The following is a 21,047-nucleotide window of genomic DNA, read 5'->3' on the forward strand; positions in this document are numbered from 1 at the left end:
ACATCCGATGGCAAACCTTTCCGATTATGTAGTTTGGCGGGGCGATCTTCCCTTTGAAGTGCGCCCGTTCAATGCGGTAGATACGCTGGTTCTGTGTCAACTTTCTTACCTTAACTTTTCCGATATTGTCCCAGCCCAATTTGACGGCGGTATTACGCTGCGGGAAGCTGCCCGTATCTATGCCGCAGATTCTACGCGCGGAACTCCCGAAGAGTTCGGTGTGTTAATCAACCCGCTCACCGCCGATTTACTTAAAGCCGCTGGGGAAACGGAGCGCTTCGGCTCCATTCTTTTAAAAGGCTTTGTGAATGAGATTGACCGCAGTGCGGATAAGCAGTTTGCAGCGATTACCGCCCTGCTTCCAACGGGGTGCATCTGTGTTGTCTATCGGGGTACGGACGATAGTATAATCGGATGGAAAGAAGACTGCCTTTTGAGCCTTTCCGCCCCCATTCCCTCTCACGCTGCAGCAGCGGATTATCTTTCGGCGGCTGCGGAAGCTGCCGTTGTGTGCGGTACCGAAAAGCTTTACATTGCGGGGCATTCCAAGGGCGGAAACCTTGCGCTCTATGCGGCCGGGAGTGCCGCCGCTTCGGTACGGGAGCGGATTGAGCGGGTGTTCTGTTTTGACAGCCCCGGCTTTGCCTTTGATATTGAACAGCGGAGCGGATTTCAAGCGATTATCCCTAAAACCGCCTCTTTTATTCCGCAGTCGTCCGTTGTCGGTGTGCTGTTATCCTATCTGCCGCATTATACCGTTATTGAAAGCGCCGAAACCAACACTTTTTGGCAGCATGATGCATTTTCTTGGCAAATTAAACGGGATGAGTTTGTAACCTATCAGCAAGGGCGGACAAAGGAAAGCTATTTTGCGGAAAAAACCATGCAAGAATGGCTTTCTCATCTTAACGATACCGAGCGGAAAGAATTTATCGAAACGTTGTTTGCCGTTCTATTCGGCACCGGTGCGGAAACGCTCAGTGAATTAACGGCTAATGGACTGGGTCATTCGCTGCATATTTTAAAAGAGCTGCATACGGTAGATTCCGAGCGGCGGAGAGAGCTGTTTGCCGTTATTAAAGCATTCTTCGGGGCGGTTTATACGCATTTTCCCTATCCGTAAGCCTTTATTCGTGCGAGGGGTTAATACCCCGATGCTTTGCTGATGCGACATCTTCTATCCTGAAGGATGCAAAGCAAATCTAACCGAGTTTTTTCGGATGTCCTAGCCGTTTTCTTCCGCTAAATCAAGGCTTTCAGTATTCGGTTTGAATATCTTACTGCAGATAATAAAGCAGATAAAGCTGAGTGCCAATCCCGGAATGATGGGGTCAAGGCCGAAAAGTGAGGTCTTTGTTTGCTCCAGGATGATGACGACAATACTTCCGGCAATGAGCGAGGCGATAGCGCCGATGTTTGACGCCTGCTTCCAATAGTGTCCCATAACATACGGGAAAAAAGCGCCTGCCGCCCGCAGTGTAAACGAGAATAGCAGCAGTTTAATGATGCTGCCGGTGTTAAACAGTGCAATGAGCATACCGAATATGCCGACTATCAGCATAGTGATTTGCGTAACGCGCATAACTTCTTTGTTTGTCGCATTCGGTTTGATGTAAATTTTGTAAATATCGTTTCCGAATATGGAACCGGCGCCCAGTAAGTCAGAGTCGGCACTCGACATCGTTGCAGAAATAATACCGGAAAAGAGAAGTCCGACAATCAATGCAGGCATTGTTGCCATCGCCAAATGCGGCAGCGCGTATTTCAGTCCTTGGCTCAGTATGATATCTCCGTCTATTTTTTTCATATTGATAAGCGCCAACGTAATGATACCGAGAAGCGTCGGAATGAAGGCATATACAAAGTTCAGTATTGCGGAAATGATTGAGCCCTGTACGGCAGCTTTTTCATCACGGGCGGCATAATAGCGAGAAACCGCTTCTTGCCCCACCGAAAACGATGCAATATACATAACGATCATCGAAATAATCGCGCCGATACCGATTCCCTTAAACGGATTGAATGTGTCGGGCGGAACATTTGCCGCAACTGCTTGCATACCGCCTGCAAGATTGAGAGAGAACGGCAGTGCAAGTGCCATACCGATGATAATCAAGAACACCTGCACAAAGTCGGTAATGGTAACGCTCCATAAACCTCCCATAATCGAATACGCGGTAACGACAATGGCAACAATGATGACCGCTACGGGATAATTGATATTCAGCATAAAAGAAACGATTGTGGCCGAAGCGATAAACTGAGAGGCCGTCAAACCGATCAATGGTAAAATCATAATAATTGCGGTAATGAGTCCTGCCGAACCGCTGTAGCGGCGTCTAAAGTATTCGGGTACGGTTTTAACCATTGTCCGGCGCAGACGGGGTGCGAATACGGCAAGCACGATATACGCAATACCCATCGTTGCAACATACCAAAATGCGCTCAATCCCCAGTTGGTGAAGGACTTCTCAGCCACACCGAGCGAGCTTCCTCCTCCGATTTCCGTCGCGGTTAATGTTCCCGCCATTAAAATCGGCCCCAGCCGCCTTCCGGCTACCATAAAATCTTCATTCGTTTTAATCTTTTTTGAAGATATCCAGCCGATAAAAAGCATCAATAAAAGATATGCGACGACAATGACCAATACCATCGTATTCATGATTCCTCCTATTTACAGACGTCTCGGCAAGTTAACTCACATTCTTAAAACGTCATAAATATATACTACTATAGTTTTTTATAATCCGCTACATTGATATTCGAGGTTTTACATATTAAACCTGCCCGGAAACTTCCGTTTCTGAACAGGGTACCTCTTCAGCCTCTTAACGTATCAATTACTTATTAGTTATCACTAAACAAGAAAATTATTGACATTTTGAGGTATTCAGTATAAAGTTTAAGATGACAGTTATCTACTGTTATAAGGAGCAAACATGTCTGGAATCATGATGGTGATCGTGTGTATTGCTCTCGTAATTATCGGTTTAATTCTTGGATGGACGATTCGCTGGCTGTATGCCAGATTTCAACTATCTGCTTCTGAACAGCGTGCAGAGCGGGTTTTACAGGAGGCTATAAAAGAGGCTGAAGCTCAAAAGAAGGATATCCTTCTTGAGGCAAAAGAACAACTTATTCGGGAAAGAAATCAACAAGAACGAGAGAACCGCGAACGGAGAAGCGACCTTCAACGGATGGAACGCCGCTTAACCCAAAAAGAAGAGCAGCTGGATAAACGGCTGGAATTGGCAGAAAAAAATGAAAAGCAACTCGTTGAGCGGGAGGATGCGCTTGACGAACGTGAAAAAGTCTTGGATGGGGAGGAAGAACGGTATAAGGAAGAGCTGGAGCGGATTTCCGGTTTAACACAGGCGCAGGCCAAGGATTTAATTATCCAGAGCCTTGCAAATGAGGCGAAGAAGGATGCGCAGGTTCTTATCAATAGAATAGAAGAAGAAGCGAACCTTACCGCTGAAAAAAAAGCGCGTGATATCTTGGTTACAACCATTCAGCGGCTGACTACGGAGACAACAAGCGATATAACCGTTTCTACGGTGAGCTTGCCGAGTGATGAAATGAAGGGGCGGATTATCGGGCGTGAGGGGCGCAATATACGTGCGCTGGAAACCTTGACCGGTGTCGATATTATTATCGATGATACGCCCGAGGCGGTGGTTATTTCCTGTTTTGATCCGGTGCGGAAAGAAATTGCCCGTATCGCATTGGAGCGGCTTATCCTAGATGGCCGGATTCACCCTGCGCGAATTGAAGAAATCGTACAGAAGGTTACGCGCGAAATTTCGCAAACCGTGTATGAAGAAGGGGAAAAAGTGCTCTTTGACCTCGGTATTCACGATATGGGACAGGAAATGGTGCGTGCGCTCGGCCGCCTGCATTTTAGAACGAGCTACGGACAGAACGTATTGCAGCATTCCAAAGAGGTTGCTATTTTGGCAGGTACGCTTGCCGCAGAAATCGGCGCGAATGTGGAAATCGCAAAACGCGGCGGTTTACTGCATGATATCGGTAAGGGTGCCGAAGCGGATTCCGACAAGAACCATGCCGAAGTCGGTATGGAGATGACGCGGAAGATGAGCCTCGATCCGCGTATCGTCAATGCGGTCGGTTCGCACCATAATGATATTGAGCCGTCCTGTGTGGAATCCGTACTGGTACAGATTGCCGATGCTATTTCCGCCGCACGGCCGGGCGCCCGCCGCGAAACGATGGACAATTACGTCAGACGGCTTGAAAACCTTGAAGCAATTGCAGAAGGGTTCCAAGGCGTTGAGAAAGCGTATGCAATCCAAGCAGGCCGTGAGCTGCGGGTATTGGTAAACAATGAAAAGATACCCGATCAAGAAGTAAAGGCCTTGGGCAGGGATATTGCGAAAAAGATTGAAAACGATTTGAAGTATCCTGGCCGTATTCGGGTAACGCTCATCCGCGAAACACGTATTATCGAATACGCACGATAGCGGAAATGTTCGGTAAAGCAATTCCATTTACCGGTAATTGGTAATGAGTAGTAAAAAGCCGTCCTTAATAGGGCGGCTTTTTTATTTACTACATAAGTTCTATATAAAGTTTAATCATAAAACCCGTAATAACTATATGACCAATAATAACAATAATAAAATTAATTATTTTGTAGTTTAAGCTCGATTGGAAGTATTTTTCAACGAAATATAAAAAGTGATGTCAGAGTTGTTCGGATTATATACCCCGCAAATTGTGCTTGAGCGCCTATTTTTTGCTTCAAATAATTACAAATCCTTAGCGTCGTGGAAATTTTCTACATAAATTTGAAGATGTATCTCTTTGCTTTCTAATGTTTTCACAAAGATATCATATACCTGCAAATTTCTAAGTTTAGCAAAAGTATTCGTATCCGGTTCTTCTGCAGTTCCTGCCATTTCTGAATCTAAATCCTTTTCGCCAAGTGTATTAAGCAAGGTGGAGAACTTTACTTGATTCTTCTTAACTTGTTTATTCAGTTTGTTGAGTGAAGATTCTTTTACGGTAAATAATGTAACCATATAAGCTACTTCATTATTACTCGCATCCAAGGCTTGTACCATAGAAGTGCATTTCATTCCTGTTATTTCAAATTTTTTTCCTGCCGCAGATGTTATTACAATATCAGCTTTTCCTTGAGGTACGATATTGGTTTGCAATGCTGTTACCCCTGTTCCTTTTGCAACCACGCCTCCCAAATACATTGCAACATCATCATTCACTTCCGTAAGCATTTTTTCAGGTTCATACTCATTGGAAAAACCATAGTTTCCGATAACTACCAATACTAATAATAAAAAAAATTTTCTCATTTTTTCTCCTCCGCGCCGTAAGTGTCAACCTAACATTATTTTAAACCGCATTGCATGAAAGTACAATATCGGCTTTGGAAACGGTGTTAGACGTTTTGTTCTTTAGTAATAATCCATTTATTTTTTGCTTTTGAAGCAACATAGCCTTTTGGCAATATATACATTACTTCATACAATGGATATTTAATAATTATTTCTTCTAATGCCACAACTCTAGCATCTTCAGTATTCAATTGTCTGCCAGATAAAAATTGCCAAGATTCATCTTCATTAGAATATACTACTAATTTTATTTTTTCATTATTTTCGAGAACATATTTATCTGTAAAAGTTATCGAACTTTTTGTTTGTAAAAATTTCCATTCTTTTTTATCGATAATGAAATTATATGTATTAATTAGTAGAATCAGCAAAATCATCCAATAAAGATTATATAGGATGCAAATTGCTTTGTTGCTAAATAATTGACCCTTTAAAATAAAAGAAATTATATTAAGAATAACATAAATTACAATTAAATATATAGAGACTTTATAACTAAAATATTCTCTTTTCTTATTTTTCCATAAATTATTTAAAAGCATTTCATAAATTTCAATATTTTCGTGCGTGAATTCATCAGTCTTTTGAATATTAGATTTTTTTCTTGCATCTAAATTCTTTTTACTCACTTTATTGCACAATATTGTCACACATAATCCAACACATATTAAAACAAACGAAATCAATAGGTAATTTATTGAGGATAACAAATTATGATCTTTAATAAAATAATACATTTTTACCCCTTAACTTTCAGCACAGTGCGTATAACATTCGCTTAATCTGCACTTGCGGTCTGTCTGTAATGTCAGGTTGAAGCGGCGCAAAGCTGCGGAAAGCAACTTTTGTGACAAAGGTTTTATCGGCTTTGAAAACCTTGTTATGCTTTTTTTATTTTTACCTTGCCAGTTGATTTTAATAACTGAATCATATTTAGTAAAATACAAATACCACACAAAAACAACGATAAATATATATTTGTAAGTAATTCTCTTTTGACTTCAGGTTCTCTTACTGATTCAAAAGAAAGCTTTACAATTTCAAATATTGGATACCCTTTTATTTCTGGAAGCTTTAATACTTCTTTTATAATAACAGCAATATAACTTAAATATACTCCAACAGCCGTATATACCAAACTTATTAAAGAAATTATAAGTACACCCATCTTGTTCATTTTGCCTTTTGCCCAAACATAGCCTTTTTGTGAAAGATAAAAATATATTAAACCTGACGCACCTGCGATTCTACCTAACAAAAATAAAATGAATGTTACTAATATTCCAGGAATAGAAAAAACTATTGCTGCTATTGAACCTTGAAGATAATTATTTGGTTGGAGCCTAAAATCTTCATACGCATTGTTAATTTTAGTTTCTAATCTTTTTGTACAAGAAGAACACATTGGAACCGGAATACCATCAACATCAAATATATTAAGTCCATCTGTTGCTGTACAGTTATCTCCACTGCATTTTGATTTTTCTTGTGGGTATTTTTGTTTAATATACCCAGTTATGTCATCGATTACTTCTTTTATTTTTGAAATTTTGAAAGGTAAAAAATATTCTGTAAATACAATATGAACATCAAAAGACTGATCGTCAAAAAAATCTATACTTTTTGCATATCCTTTCCTTTTCCAAGATAAAATTTTCTTTTTATCATCTTCATTTAATTCAATTGGAAATATGAAATTCACATTTTTCTGATTCGCCCCATCTGCAAACATAACATATGTATTATTTATAAATCCATAAAAATATGTTCCGTTATTTTTGAATCCAAATTCTTTGCCCAATTTTTTTAAACCTGGAAAAACCATCCTATTCCCCCTTTTTCTGAAAACCACGCCTATAGCGTGTGAGCATAACATTTGCTTAACCTGCATTTGCGGCTTGTCCGCAATGTCAGCTTTGAAAACGGTGTTATGTGTTATTTCAAATTCTCATAGTGTGACCACATTCTAATAATTTTTACTGTGCCCTCATATTCAATACTATCTTCTACCATTTTTCCAACATAAACTTGATAGACAAATCTATGCTGAATATTTAATCTTCTGGAAAAAAGACCTGACAGATTTCCTACCAAAGCTTCATATGGTGGTGGATTTTGAAAAGGATATTTTCTAACAATTTCTATCAGTTCTTTGGCTTTACTATCCAGTTTTGCTGATTTCAAATTCTGTATATCCTTTATAGCTTGTTTTTCATATACAATTTTATACATTTACCACTCTACATCTTTCTCTGAAACACATTCGCTTAATGGAGTTTCAATTCCACTTTTAAGAGAATCATACATTCCTGGAATCGAGTTTAAATATAAAGTCTCCTGAATCGCATTCCAATCATCTTCGCCAATTAATACAGCATTTTTTCCTTTACTATTTGTAAGAGTAATTGGTTCTGAATTGAAATTTACATTTGCAATAAGCTGAAAAAGCTTTGCCCTCGCTTGAGTTACGTTCATCGCATGCATATAAGACCTCTATCATTAGTATAATGTACACTATTACGTACGTCAATATACTTTTTGTCTATTCTTTAATGTTAAAAACCGAAGTTTCATTAAAATTCAAAGGAATATATCTTTGATGAAATATAATTTCCACTATCATCGAATTTAATTGATAAATAGGTAAAAGGCATTCCAAGGGTAAAAATAGATCCTTGCTTTAAGAAATATGACAATTCATTATCTTGAGTGTATTCCATTTCAACGGCTGTAGTTCCAAGTAACTCTAAAACTTTTTCCTTATTTAGCCTTTTCTTTTCTAATATTTGAATTAAATCATCAGACATTTCAAATCTATGACTTACTTTATCCCATTTATTTTTATCAAATTTAGTTTTTTTATTTGATATATAAAAGATACACAATGAGGCAATAAAAAATACAATTACTGATAAAACAATTTTATTCTTTTTTTCCATAATTCAATAGATAATCAAACGCCGCCACTGGCATTGTACACATAACAAGGAATTACCACAACTGTATTCAGATCTTTTATTCCGAGCAAATCATTTTGCATTACGACGGCAGGACGTATTTTTGACGGCAAGCTGCCTACCGGCTGCCCAAAATCAATTGTCCATATCTCACCATGTGTCATTTTTTAATTCCTCCCACATAGTGTTCATTGAACTTCGGGCAATATCATTTTCCATTTCGGTATAATTTTCTTCATTCCGTTTTGTTTTCAAAGACTCGAGCATTTTCCCCATTAAAATAATTGTCTGTTCATAGGAAAGAGAAAGCACTTGTTCCGTAAAATCTGCGTAAGCGGTATCTGACATATCGCACCTCCAACTTTCATTATACCATATTTCAAACAATTTTTCACAAAATTATGCTTTTTTTATCGGATGCCTAATGACCGTTTTCCATTTTTTAGGAGAACTTTTTCTGGGGTCTGAAAGATAAATTTCATGATGCAACCGTTTTTCCGTCATATCGTTTTCATATCCATTGATCGAATGAAATCATCCATAATTTTTACGCTTGTCGGTTCATCGTCATAAGAACCGTTATGCATTATCTGAACGCACAAGCCTTCTTCAATCGATAGAAATTCCGCAGAGGAGCAATCGATTTTTTTCTTTTCAGCAGCAGTCTTTACAGCCCAATCAAAATCTTTTTTTGTAACAAAATCTGGAATACGAATTACCGAAATCCAATTGAAGCTTGATTTGTCTGAATAGTCTACGCCGTCTATCCCGGTCTGCCACCAAAAACCTTCCAACGGAGGAACAACATATTCAAAAAATTCGTTAATTTTATAATCAGTCTTGTAACTCATTTTTAGAGTATACGCTACCGCATATAATACTCCAACTACCCGCTGATAAGCGCCGCCTGCTTCATTTGGATTTCCTTTTCCCCTAACTGCAATATAATTCATTTTTGGAACTGTTACAATTTCTGGTTTATTTTTGGGAAGATAAAATTCCCGGTATTCTTTCTTGAAATCAAATGCCATTCTTTTCTCCATAATAGCTGCCCGAAGGGCAGTCCACATAACAACTACTTAAACGGTTTTGCGGCTTGACCGCAAAATCCGTTTTGAAGTTTTGTTATGTGATGTTTCAAAATGGACATACTGTATCCGTCAAATAATATAGATCAATGGAATATACATTACAGCAAATCCTCATATCTTATATATCCGCCATAAGGATTTTCGTAAATAATTTTACTAATACAATCGTTCTTATCAAAAATAAAGAACATATCTATTCCATTATCGTGATAGTCAACAGAACAGCGGTAACGTCCGTCAGAATTAACGTAAAGGTCATTCCCTAAAATTTTAAAAAGAGCTTCTTTCTTCATTCCGACTTTTATACCATATAGAAGTTCAAAGTACCTTGTATCAATCTCAAATTCTCTATGATTAAAATATATCTGACCATTATACTTTTCGTATTCTGTTATTATAGAATCAAATCTTTTTATAAGCATATTGATTCTTGCATACTCCAAAGTATACGAATAACTGTCTGCCCGTTTGATTGTTATTTCTTTTCTATTACCAAACTCTTTCTGATACACGCATTTAAAACTATCATCTGACCGGTTATATGAGAATAATGTCAGATACACTTCTCCGTCTAACGGATGGTGGTATTTTACTTTAAAATCTAATTCTGTAATCCAATATGCATTTATCCAAACATTTTCATTTTCTGAAATACATGCCCAATAATCTAAAATACCATCAACAAATTTACCGAACCCTGAATATGAATAAATGTTTATAATTGAATTTTTATCTTTTTTCCCCACTATTTCAGCATTAAGACCGGGACATCTTCTTAATCGTACTCCATTATCAATTACCAATCCTTGTCTATTTTGGGCAAATACGCTGAAATTCAAAATCAAACACAAAAAAAGGATAGCTTTTTTCATTTTTTTTACTCCGCATTTATTTTCTGTGCTCCAGTGCGAGCAGTCCACATAACATTGTTTCAGCCCTTCCTCATAATATCATAAAAACTACTCGTTCGCAATCTAAACTGTTACAAGATAAGAAATTAAATCTTTCTTCCATAGTACCCACCGGAACACATCATCAACAGCCAGATTAGGCCTATCTTCGCTAAATAGAATAAAGACAAATCGCATTCAATCTATAGGATACATAATTAATAATACGCTCGGTACCAAAAGTACAAATTGATAATCTTGCTATGATGTTTGATGGCGAGAAGATGAAATTACACTCCACCTCACCATAAGATTATGTTCGGCATAGAGGTTAAATACTCAGACCAGATATTTATCATATCCATCGCAAGTCACATCTAAAGAAAACTTCTAAAACATGAAGTTTTTAGCAGTTCCCAATACTTTCTTAGAATATATCTTCCTTTTTGACATTCCCCCGATTTCGCTATATACTGAAATCATCATAGATGATAGCGATTCTCTTAAAGAGAGAATATCTATCGGTATTCTACATTTATTATTTCATGATAGGAGTTTTTATGATTATTTTGACATTGAACTGCGGCAGTTCTTCGGTAAAGTATCAGGTGTATGATTGGGACAATAAAAGTGTCCTCGCATCGGGTGTTGTAGAGCGGGTAACCCAACCCGGCAGCGTGATTACCCACGAGGCAAGAGGAAAAGACAAGTATGTGCTGGAAAGTCCTTGTCCAACCCACACGGATGCGGTTCAGCTCATCATTAAAACGTTGACGCATTCGTCCGTAGGTGTTATCACCGATATGAATGTGATTAAGGCTGTCGGGCACCGTGTAACCCATGGCGGAGATAAGTTTATCAAATCGGTTATCGTAACCCCCGAAATTCTCAATACGTTCCGCGAAGTACAGGATTTAGGCCCGCTCCACAACCCTGCCAATATCATGGGTATCGAGGCTGCTCAGAAGATTTTACCGAATGTCCCGCACTGCGCGATTATCGACACGGCATGGCATCAGACGATGCCCGAGACCAGCTTTATGTATGCTATTCCGCATGAATGGTATGAAAAATACTATGCCCGCCGCTACGGATTCCACGGTACCAGCTTTTTATACACAGCAAAGCGGGCGTCCGTCATTCTTGGAAAAAAGCCTGAGGATACCAATATCGTCATCGCCCATATTGGGAACGGCGCTTCGATGTGCTGCGTTAAGCAGGGCAAGAGTTTCGATACCTCGATGGGACTGACACCCTTGGAAGGCTTAGTCATGGGAACCCGCTCCGGCGATTGCGACCCGGCGCTTCCCTTCTATATTATGCGAAAAACCGGCATGACACCGGCGGAAATGGATACTGCCTTGAACAAGAAATCAGGCTTACTCGGTGTTACCGGACAATATGTTGACCGCCGCGATGTTTCAGAAGCTATGGGGGAAGGCGATAAACGGGCACGGCTTGCCTTTAATATGGAAGTATATCGCTTGCAAAAATATTTTGGCGCCTATATTGCTGCGCTTGGTCAAAAACCGGATGCAATCGTCTTCACTGCCGGTGTAGGAGAATTCGGCTTTGACACCCGGCTCGCCGTCTGCGAAGGCTTAACCCATCTCGGTATCAAGATTGATCCCAAAAAGAATGCGCTTGCCCGCACCCGCAATGCAGAAACCTGCATCAGTGCTGATGACTCGCCGGTAAAGATATTTGTTATCCCCACCGACGAAGAGCTCGTTATGACGGAAGACGCATATGCATTGATGAAGGGAACCTACGACGTGCATACCAAGTTCACCTATTCATTCCAATCGCCCGACTATGTCAACAAGGCTCGTGCGGAAGGCTTAAAAAAAGACCTTGAAAAAAAACCGGAGCTTGCAAACATCGTCGTAAAGATTCCGGGCGCACGGTAAACATGGGGCTGTCTAAAAATTTCAGTTTTTGGACAGCTTCCTTAGATTTAGATACGATGTTTAAAATTAAGTCGTTGCTGTATAAAGACTTAATTTTAAATTCGTCGGAGATGTTTCGAAACTAACCAACTTTTGGGACATCCCCATTGTTTCTGACCTACATCCGTGCATGTCGGGAGTTGAAGTTTCGCCTGATGCGTTTATCCTCGGCCGGACGAAAGGCTTACAGCTGATGTGAGGTCGTCGGACATCTCTAAAAAGCTAACCGAGCTTTTAGAGATGTCCATAAACCTTATATCTCGTCTAGGATTGCGTACAGGTACCCGCATCAGGCCGTGTTCTTCCCTCACTCCCCTTGTCTGCAACCATAGTTCTTTTTACATAACCAAGGTTCTTTTTTATTGGAATCGCTTTTTGTATAGAAGATTTTTGATATTATATTCTAATTTCCGCTTCGTTGTCGAGCAGTGTGTATACTGAGTACTGCTCAACGCGTCCAAATCTTTAGGAGGATATATTAATGGATAAAAATGGAAGGACGAACCTGTTTTTAGGCTGGGCAGCGGTGCTGATGCTTGCCGCATCGGTTTTATTTACCGCCTGTCCCAATGCAACAAAGACACCGGAGTCGCCTACACCGATGCCTGAGTACACACCCGTCGCTTACGACAAACTTGCAGAATACCTTGCAAATACTGCTTCAACCACAGAGATAAACAAAATCGAAGTAACCGGTCTTGAGGCAGAGCACTTAAAAGGGGATGATTTCGGATATTCCCCTAAACCGAGTCCGCTCGGAGCAATCCTGCAAGCCCACCCGACTAAAAAGGTTGCACTTAAATTAGGCGGAAGCGTATCAGCTCTTATGGATATGCCCTTCTGCTTTTACGGCTGCAAAAGCCTTGTAAGAGTAACGGCAATACCGAAAGGTGTTAAGGATATGACTGGCTGCTTTGACTCATGTACAAGCCTTACGCAGGCGCCGGTACTGCCGGAAAGCGTTACGAAGGTGACTGGCTGCTTTGACTCATGTACAAGCCTTACGCAGGCGCCGGTACTGCCGGAAAGCGTTACGAAGATGACCGGCTGCTTTCGAGACTGTACAAGCCTTACAAAGGCGCCTGCGATACCGAAAGGCGTTGACGATATGAAAAGTTGCTTTGCCTCATGCATAAATCTTACGCAAGCACCGGCAATACCGGAAGGCGTTAAGGATATGAGCTACTGCTTTCAAAACTGTACAAGTCTTACAAAGGCTCCGGCATCAATACCGGCAAGTGTTGAAAATATGAGTCAATGCTTTGAAAACTGCACAAGTCTTACAGAGGCTCCTGCATCAATACCGGCAAGTGTTAAAGATATGAGCCAATGCTTTCAAAAATGCACAAGTCTTACGCAGGGACCGGCAATATCGGAAGGCGTTGAGGACATGAAAGCCTGCTTTTGGGGCTGCACAAGTCTTACGGAGGTTCCGGCAATACCGGCAAGCGTTACGGAGATGTCAGGCTGCTTTCTCGACTGTGAAGTGCTTACCTCCGTTACGCTTAAATGCAATTATGGTGACGGTAAGTTTGTCAGTGCATTCAAGAGCTGCATTGCCCTCGGCGAAAAGAGCATAAAAGTACCGCAAGCGTATTACGGCAACTACACTACAGCTAAAGCGCTCCATAGTATGGTTGTTCCCGGCACTACCGAAGCCGAAAAAAAAGCAAAGTTTGAAGGGCTGACGCAGCTTAATCCTTAATTCAATGCATAATGGATAATTCCTTTAATTGATAATTGGTAATGGGTAATCGATGTTGGCGGCAGAAGCCAATTATTACCCATTACAAATTGCAAAATTATTTCCATCCCCTTCGCCCCATCCTATCTTCTTTAAACAACGAGCTTAGTCATCTATTTAAGAAAAAGCAAACTGCACTTTTGTATTTTAATATTGGTTTCTTCTTGACAATTACTTCTGTTTAGCATTAGTATAGAAGTATGATAAGAAGTTTTGATGATATAGAAACAGAAGCAATATGCAAAGGTAATAAAAGTAAAAAGTTACCGATGACAATTCAGAATGTTGCAAGAAGAAAACTTCGAATGATTGAAGCTGCAAAAGTGGTAGAAGATTTAAGGATTCCTCTGGGAAATCGTTTAGAAAAACTTGTTGGGAATTTAGACGGATTTTATTCAATCAGAATAAATGATCAATGGAGAATTATATTTAAGTTTGAAAATGGAGGTGCAGAAAATGTTAGAATCACAGATTATCACTGATGAAGATGAAAAATTACCCAATATTCATCCAGGGGAAATTCTTAAAGAAGATTTTTTAGATGCGATGAACATTTCTGCATATCGTCTGGCAAAAGAAATCAATGTTCCTGAAACAAGAATCTCCGAAATAATTCACGGAAAGCGTTCAATTACTGCGGATACCGCTATCAGATTTTCAAAATTCTTTGGAACGACAGCAGAATTCTGGCTCAATCTTCAGAATTTGTATGATTTAGAAGAAGAAAACAATAATCACTCCCGAGAATTTGAAACAATAAAAATGCACGCATATGCATAAATTGTCTAACATCCGCTTCAACGCTGACAAACGGGATTATGCCCATTTGCAGATTAAGCGAATGTTAGCAGCCGAATATGACTATGATACGTTGAGGATTTTCAGTAGCGGCAGGGATAAATAAGTGTTTTTGCAAATAAACTTTACGTAAGTCTTTTAAAAATAGGTGGAGCAGACGCTAGAAGCCTAGCCGAAATAAAACGGATGCACGCCACAGAATGTACGTCCTGTACATTCTGTGGCTACGAGTTTAGCCTTACGTCTAAACTCATTACTGATTTACTCCCCCGTCATCCGTGGCGGTTCTGATACGGTGAGCATTTTCAGAAGCGGCACGGATAAATAAGTGCTTTTGAAAATAAATTTTTCGTAAGCCGTTTGAAAATAGACGATGCAGATACGAGGCGCGAGCACAAATTAACCGCAGGCGTATCTATGATACGTTGAGGATTAATTTGTGCGCAGCAACGAAGTAGATGCGCCGTATATTTTCAAACGGAGAAAAGGAGACTCGTATGTACATAAAAAAATTGATAGGCACCCAATGCTATCTTGCGCCGCTCAATATTGAAGATGCCGAACAGTATGCCGTTTGGCTCAACGATATGGAAGTGACCGAAAATCTGCAATTAATTTCGTCGATTATTCCTGTCGATGGAGAAAGAGAGCTTCTAAAAAAGCTCGCTCAAGATCACAATTACGGTATCATCGACAAAAAGACTAATGAACTGATTGGCAATGTAGGCTTTATCGACATCAATCACCTTCACCGGACGGCGGAAATCGGTATCTTCATCGGCAATAAGGGCTATTGGGGTAAGGGATACGGGCGAGAAGCGCTGTCGCTGCTGCTGGATTACGCTTTTAAAAAGCTCAACTTGCATAATATTCTATTACGAGTGTATGACTTTAATCGGCGTGCCGTTGCCTGCTACGAAAAAGTCGGCTTTAAAAAAATCGGAGAAATCCGCGACGGTTTAACCCGAAATATGGAATATCACAATATCATCCTGATGGATATTCTACCTGCAGATTTTTACGAAGCAAATCCGCAGTATAAAGTTGAAAAATAAGGAAACGCTTGCATAAAGTGTCGGAACTTCATAAAATACCGGAGTAACTTCAGCGGCCACAATAAGGCTGCCTTGTTATCCGTCGAGTTTCGGCAAAGCCGAAACATCGCTTATTAAACATGTGCGCTTTTCGCGCACTAATTCAACAGTTTCCAAAATACACATTTTATTCAACTGTTGAATTTTAAGGAATACCATGCTTGACTATCGATTTATCAAAAATAATTTGGAAGCGGTTAAACAAAATATTATTAACCGTGCGATGCATGCCGATGCGGAAGCTGCCGTCCGCCTCTTTGACGAGCGAACTGAGATGGTAACTGCGTTGCAAGGGCTTCAGGCAAAACGAAATGAAAACTCCCTTGCAATGAAAAAGGCAAAGGACGCCGCAGAACGAAATGCGCTTATCGAAACGGGTAAGGCGATCAAGGCTGAAATTGCAGCTGCCGAAGCAGCATTAAAAGAAAAGGAAGCGGCGCTTGATGCGGCCATGATGCAGATTCCGAATATGGCGCACCCTGATGCTCCGATCGGCAAAGAAGATACGGAGAACTGCGAAGTAAAGCGAGTTGGTACCGTTCCTCAGTTCGATTTTGAGCCTAAGGATCACGTACAACTGGCGGAAGCGCTCGACTTAATCGACTTTGATGCTGCGACAAAGGTCTCCGGTGTAAAGTTTTACTACCTCAAAAATGAAGCAGTGTTTTTGGAACAGGCGCTGGTACTGTATGGCCTGAATATTTTGCGCAAGCACGGATTTACCCCGTTTATTACCCCGGATGTCGCAAAAGAAGAAATTCTCCGCGGTATCGGTTTTAATCCGCGCGGAAGCGAATCGAATGTCTATACTATAGAAGACGAAGGTACCTGCCTTGTCGCCACGGCGGAAATTACGCTTGGTGGCTATCATGCGGACGAAATACTCGAAAAAGCAAAGCTCCCGTTGATGTATTGCGGACTTTCGCACTGTTTTCGGCGCGAGGCTGGAGCTGCGGGGCAGTTCTCCAAGGGATTATACCGCGTACACCAATTTACCAAGCTGGAGATGTTCGTATACTGCACCCCCGAAGAATCGGATGCCATTCACGAAAAACTCCGTCTTATCGAAGAAGAAATCTTTACCGGTTTAGGCATTGCGTTCCGCGTTGTCGACACCTGTACCGGAGACCTCGGCGCTCCCGCCTATCGTAAATGGGATTTGGAAGCATGGATGCCCGGGCGCAACGGCGGGGAATGGGGAGAAGTTACCTCTACCTCAAACTGTACCGACTATCAGGCGCGCCGCCTCAATGTACGGTTTAAAGACGATGACGGAAAAAATAAATATGTGCATATGCTGAACGGTACGGCGATTGCCGTGTCCCGTGCGCTTGTCGCCATCATAGAAAATTATCAGCAGAAGGATGGCAGTATCAAAATTCCCGAAGTACTGGTGCCCTATTGCGGATTTGACGTCATCAAAAAGAGATAGGAGCGTTTGCAAAGTCTTGCATAAACCTCTCTATTTTTATATAATGCGTGATAATTTACTAAATTTCTGGAGTATCTGTCTATGAGCGGAGTGAGCATTGCATTATTGGTATTTTTCATTATAGTTGCTTTTTTAATTGTGGGGTTGGTATTATTACAGAATGAAGAAGGAGACAGCTTAGGCGGTCTTTTTTCGGGTGGATCGAATTCCGCATTCGGCTCACGTTCCGGCAACATTCTGACAAGGGCAACGTATACCCTGATAACACTTTTCTTTGTCGTTACCTTTTTCCTTGCATGGCTGAACAAAAGTCCCGGCGATTCCGGCTTGCAGCAAGACGCTCAAATACAGCAGGCGGAAACAGCAACGGAATGGTGGAAAGAGAAAGATTCCGATTCCGGCAAAACCGATACTACGGAAAATACCGAAACCGATCCTCGATCTTCCGAAGAGGCGGCAGCTAATAATACGTCTCATTAAAAAGAACTGTTGTATTTAATAACTGTTTTTGTTTTTTGGAATATGAATCGAAATAAGTTGCGGCGAGATGAATATATCTCTATTTCATTCTAGGATTGTTCCTCTATAAAAGGAGCGTACAGGTAGGCATGAAATATTTTATTACATTCGTTAGCACACTTTTTTTAATGGCCGGTTTAGTATTCTGTGCGGATATAACACCACTCTCATTCTATACCGAACCGGTGCTATTCCCCTTTAACGAAGTTGTCGGCATTGCAGAAGACAGCCATGATTGTCTGTACTTTGCTACCCGTTCTGGTCTTATTAAGTATAACGGGATTACGTCCGAAAAATATGAACACCTGCCTTTTGATAATACTACGATCCGTTCAAGTCAGATTCAGACAGCCTATATGGACGCCGATGACATACTTTGGCTTGGCACATACAACGGATTAGAGCGTTTCGATATTAAAAATGGAACAATCACCCATTTTCCTGTCAGCGATGATGTGATTACAGCGGTTTTTCGCGATTCAAAGCGGCACTTATGGATAGGGACAATTAATGGATTATATTTTTGCCGCGATGGAGGCTGTAAGAACTTTACCCCTTTCAATAACCATCAATATAACTCTTTTATCGGGAACAACACCATCAGATCAATCAGCGAGGACTCTCGCGGTGTCATTTACGCCTCAACGTATGACGGGGTGTGGCAATACAATGAAACAGAGAGGTCTTTTGAGCCGTGCAGCCTCATACCTGAGGGATGTCCCGGAAAAAACGGTGTTGTTTACCATTTTATCGAAGACATCAGCGGCGTATATTGGCTTTCCGTTTGGGGAGTTGGACTTATCCGTATTGTACCGGACAAAAATAAATATGAAATCTATTCGCTACCGGATGCGCGAATATATACACTCTATAATAATTTTATTACCGACGATTACATTGCGGTAGGTACGTGGGGCGGCGGTCTGTACGTCATCAATAAAAAGACAAAAGAAGTAACCCCATATAAAGCTAATCAGAACCTGGCGGGGGCTCTGACCAATAATGTCGTATATTCACTTTTTATAAACAAATACAATATGCTCTTTGTCGGGACCGCTGATGCGCTCAATATAGCGGATTTGAGCCGCCTTTCAGGCGATATTGCCGTACCGCTCTATGACGAAGGTGCTGCAAGTCAAAAAAAGTTATCGCATCTTGACGATACAATCTCTTGTTTAGCATCCAGTACGAACTATATTTGGGCGGCTTCCAATAACATCCTTGTTCGATACGACCTTGATCAGTTGGAACCGGAAGAGTTCCCGTTCATAGTGAGTAAAGATCAAGTAAACGGTGTGATTATTTATTCTATCAGTGTTATCAGCGATACGGAAGCTTGGATAGGTACTAATAAAGGCCTGTACTTCTTTGATTCAAATACGGCTTCATTTACGCCGATTTCTTTATATAACGGCAGAATATCCGATACTTCAAGTTTTTTGGTGCGTTCTGTTTATCAAGACGCTGATGATACGCTCTGGATCGGTACGTACGGTGCGGGGCTTGTCCATTTTTCACCCATAAAGGGAATACTTTCACAATACCGTCATTCAGACGTTCCCCGTTCGTTAAGTAACGATATTATCTTTTTTACCAATCGAGACAGTCGCGGTACACTGTGGGTAGGTACAAATAGAGGTCTTTGTCGATATGTATCGGAGACAGACGATTTTATTTCGTACCTGTACGACGTAAATAAGCCTACGGGAATTTCTGCCAATCGTATTGATTCTTTTTGCGAAGATTCAAGAGGATTTCTATGGTTTGGCACAAACGACGGCGGTATTTGCCGGTTCGATCCAAAAACAGAACTCTTCCATACCTATACAAAAAGTATCGGTCTCTCCTCTAACCGGATCATCGGTATTACCGATGCGGATGACGGATTTCTATGGATAACAGCACTCAAATATTTAAATTTATTCGATATAGCACATGAAACGGCTCAAGCATATAATATCACCAATATACGCCGATATGGTTATTTCTCATGTGCGCCCATTGCTTTAAAAGACAAGGGATTGTTTTTCTTCGGCACCGATAAGGGTATATTAAAAATATCTCAAGAAAAGCTCTATGCATTCAGACTCCAGTTTGCGCCCATTAAAATACGAGCATTGACTGCAGACGGCCAGTCAATTAACCTTTATACAAGAAAGCAATCAATTACCTTCAGTTACAAAACAAAGGATATTAAAATTTCGTTTGCAGCGCCCTACTTTTCTCAGCATAAAAAGCCAATCGCTGCCTACAAATTGGTAGGCTTTGATAAAGATTGGGTTGTTGCTTCAGATAGGGATTTTGTACGATACACTAACCTTTCCCCCGGTTCGTATACGTTCTTAGTAAAAAATGTAGCAGAGGGACAAGATGCCGTACACGACAGCATTTCGTTCACCATACGGCAGAGTTTTCTTATTTCTCCCGTTATGATTTGGTTTTATATAGTCGTAGTATCTGTGATTGTTTTCCTAGCATATAAGATTCATAAGTTGTATTGGTTGCAGCGATATACCGATCTGCTCGAAGAAAAACAACTAGTGCTCATACAAGATAACTTTACCCTCAAAGAGCTTTCCCTGCTCGATCACTTAACCGGAATAGGCAATCGCCGGTATATCGATATGCTCGGTTTAAAAATATGGCAAATGGCGATAGAGCATAATGTTCCGATAGCGGTTATGATGTTCGATATCGACTTTTTTAAAAATTATAATGATCGCTTCGGCCATCAAGCAGGTGACGAACTGCTGCGTTTGATTGGAGCAGATTTAAAAAAGCGCATTAGAACGGAGACAGACTTGATAGGTCGGTATGGCGGAGAAGAATTCTTGATTGTAATGTATAATTTGCCTCCTGAAAAGGCGATTCATATTGCGGAAGGAATCAGAAAAACAATAGAAACAATGCATGGGCGGTACGCCACAGAAATGGTAGGACAGGCAACTATCAGTATCGGAGTCTTTGCGGGGAAACCTACCGAAAAAGATACTTTTGAACAAATGATCCATAAAGCGGATTGCGCCCTCTATCGCGCAAAACAGACGGGAAGAAATAAAGTTGTATTTTATGATACGACGATGGATCAGATAACAGACTGTAACTGACATACCGGCTATCCCTGATGCGGCTCGATCGAAATAGTGCTCACAGAATATTGGAATATTAAAAAGGAGCAGTGTGTGTGTAACCTTACTA

General features: G+C 40.7%; 21 protein-coding genes. 10 read left to right on the forward strand and 11 right to left on the reverse strand.

What is annotated here, in order from left to right:
- Window positions 1–7: 7 nt before the first annotated feature.
- Window positions 8–1,123, forward strand: coding sequence for an Mbeg1-like protein (locus GWP43_RS02975; protein ID WP_162662599.1), 1,116 nt, complete (start codon window positions 8–10; stop codon window positions 1,121–1,123).
- Between the two features lie 102 nt (window positions 1,124–1,225).
- Here GWP43_RS02975 and GWP43_RS02980 read toward each other — a convergent pair whose 3' ends face one another.
- Window positions 1,226–2,662 (reverse strand): sodium:solute symporter family protein, encoded by a 1,437-nt coding sequence (locus tag GWP43_RS02980; RefSeq protein ID WP_162662601.1) that lies wholly within the window; start codon window positions 2,660–2,662, stop codon window positions 1,226–1,228.
- 277 nt (window positions 2,663–2,939) lie between these two features.
- On the opposite strand from GWP43_RS02980, the gene rny reads away from it, so the two are divergent.
- Entirely contained in the window at window positions 2,940–4,481 is a 1,542-nt protein-coding gene (gene rny / locus GWP43_RS02985; protein WP_203232439.1) for a ribonuclease Y, read from the forward strand.
- Between the two features lie 288 nt (window positions 4,482–4,769).
- Here the strand turns inward: rny and GWP43_RS02990 are convergent, their stop codons facing one another.
- The 10 genes from GWP43_RS02990 to GWP43_RS03035 all read right to left on the reverse strand — a co-directional run bounded on the left by GWP43_RS02990 (window position 4,770) and on the right by GWP43_RS03035 (window position 10,295).
- Window positions 4,770–5,333, reverse strand: coding sequence for a hypothetical protein (locus tag GWP43_RS02990; protein ID WP_162662603.1), 564 nt, complete (start codon window positions 5,331–5,333; stop codon window positions 4,770–4,772).
- A gap of 86 nt (window positions 5,334–5,419) precedes the next feature.
- Entirely contained in the window at window positions 5,420–6,025 is a 606-nt protein-coding gene (locus tag GWP43_RS02995; protein ID WP_162662605.1) for a hypothetical protein, read from the reverse strand.
- Between the two features lie 230 nt (window positions 6,026–6,255).
- Window positions 6,256–7,200, reverse strand: a complete 945-nt coding sequence (locus GWP43_RS03000) for an SNARE-associated domain-containing protein (RefSeq protein WP_162662607.1) — start codon at window positions 7,198–7,200, stop codon at window positions 6,256–6,258.
- 110 nt (window positions 7,201–7,310) lie between these two features.
- Window positions 7,311–7,607 (reverse strand): Txe/YoeB family addiction module toxin, encoded by a 297-nt coding sequence (locus GWP43_RS03005; protein ID WP_162662609.1) that lies wholly within the window; start codon window positions 7,605–7,607, stop codon window positions 7,311–7,313.
- Window positions 7,608–7,859: a type II toxin-antitoxin system Phd/YefM family antitoxin gene (locus tag GWP43_RS03010; protein ID WP_162662611.1), complete on the reverse strand. Its 252-nt coding sequence runs from the start codon at window positions 7,857–7,859 to the stop codon at window positions 7,608–7,610. It abuts the gene before it with no gap.
- 89 nt (window positions 7,860–7,948) lie between these two features.
- Entirely contained in the window at window positions 7,949–8,314 is a 366-nt protein-coding gene (locus GWP43_RS03015; protein WP_162662613.1) for a hypothetical protein, read from the reverse strand.
- A 14-nt stretch (window positions 8,315–8,328) separates the two neighbouring features.
- Window positions 8,329–8,496, reverse strand: coding sequence for a type II toxin-antitoxin system PemK/MazF family toxin (locus tag GWP43_RS03020; RefSeq protein WP_230977996.1), 168 nt, complete (start codon window positions 8,494–8,496; stop codon window positions 8,329–8,331).
- Window positions 8,483–8,680, reverse strand: coding sequence for a hypothetical protein (locus tag GWP43_RS03025; protein ID WP_016522332.1), 198 nt, complete (start codon window positions 8,678–8,680; stop codon window positions 8,483–8,485). Before GWP43_RS03025 ends, GWP43_RS03020 begins: the two co-directional genes overlap by 14 nt.
- Window positions 8,681–8,832: 152 nt before the next feature.
- A complete protein-coding gene (locus GWP43_RS03030) occupies window positions 8,833–9,363 on the reverse strand; it encodes a GyrI-like domain-containing protein (RefSeq protein ID WP_230977997.1) in 531 nt (176 codons plus the stop codon).
- A gap of 158 nt (window positions 9,364–9,521) precedes the next feature.
- Complete coding sequence (locus tag GWP43_RS03035) at window positions 9,522–10,295, reverse strand: hypothetical protein (RefSeq protein WP_162662615.1); 774 nt, start codon at window positions 10,293–10,295, stop codon at window positions 9,522–9,524.
- Window positions 10,296–10,873: 578 nt separating this feature from the next.
- Between GWP43_RS03035 and GWP43_RS03040 the strand changes: the two genes are divergently transcribed.
- The 8 genes from GWP43_RS03040 to GWP43_RS03075 all read left to right on the forward strand — a co-directional run bounded on the left by GWP43_RS03040 (window position 10,874) and on the right by GWP43_RS03075 (window position 20,956).
- The gene (locus tag GWP43_RS03040) at window positions 10,874–12,223 is read left to right on the forward strand and encodes an acetate kinase (RefSeq protein ID WP_162662617.1); all 1,350 of its coding nucleotides are present in this window, start codon (window positions 10,874–10,876) and stop codon (window positions 12,221–12,223) included.
- Window positions 12,224–12,743: 520 nt separating this feature from the next.
- Entirely contained in the window at window positions 12,744–13,967 is a 1,224-nt protein-coding gene (locus GWP43_RS03045; protein ID WP_162662619.1) for a leucine-rich repeat domain-containing protein, read from the forward strand.
- 239 nt (window positions 13,968–14,206) lie between these two features.
- Entirely contained in the window at window positions 14,207–14,488 is a 282-nt protein-coding gene (locus GWP43_RS03050; protein ID WP_162662621.1) for a type II toxin-antitoxin system RelE/ParE family toxin, read from the forward strand.
- On the forward strand, window positions 14,463–14,786 hold the full coding sequence (locus GWP43_RS03055; protein ID WP_006189792.1) for a HigA family addiction module antitoxin: 324 nt from the start codon (window positions 14,463–14,465) through the stop codon (window positions 14,784–14,786). Before GWP43_RS03050 ends, GWP43_RS03055 begins: the two co-directional genes overlap by 26 nt.
- A gap of 515 nt (window positions 14,787–15,301) precedes the next feature.
- Window positions 15,302–15,859 (forward strand): GNAT family N-acetyltransferase, encoded by a 558-nt coding sequence (locus GWP43_RS03060; protein WP_162662623.1) that lies wholly within the window; start codon window positions 15,302–15,304, stop codon window positions 15,857–15,859.
- A gap of 196 nt (window positions 15,860–16,055) precedes the next feature.
- Window positions 16,056–17,330, forward strand: a complete 1,275-nt coding sequence (serS, locus tag GWP43_RS03065) for a serine--tRNA ligase (RefSeq protein WP_162662625.1) — start codon at window positions 16,056–16,058, stop codon at window positions 17,328–17,330.
- 81 nt (window positions 17,331–17,411) lie between these two features.
- On the forward strand, window positions 17,412–17,810 hold the full coding sequence (gene secG, locus GWP43_RS03070) for a preprotein translocase subunit SecG (protein ID WP_162662626.1): 399 nt from the start codon (window positions 17,412–17,414) through the stop codon (window positions 17,808–17,810).
- Between the two features lie 128 nt (window positions 17,811–17,938).
- The gene (locus tag GWP43_RS03075; protein ID WP_162662628.1) at window positions 17,939–20,956 is read left to right on the forward strand and encodes a ligand-binding sensor domain-containing protein; all 3,018 of its coding nucleotides are present in this window, start codon (window positions 17,939–17,941) and stop codon (window positions 20,954–20,956) included.
- Window positions 20,957–21,047 lie beyond the last annotated feature (91 nt).

Source organism: Treponema vincentii (genome assembly GCF_010365865.1).
Taxonomy (GTDB): Bacteria; Spirochaetota; Spirochaetia; order Treponematales; family Treponemataceae; genus Treponema.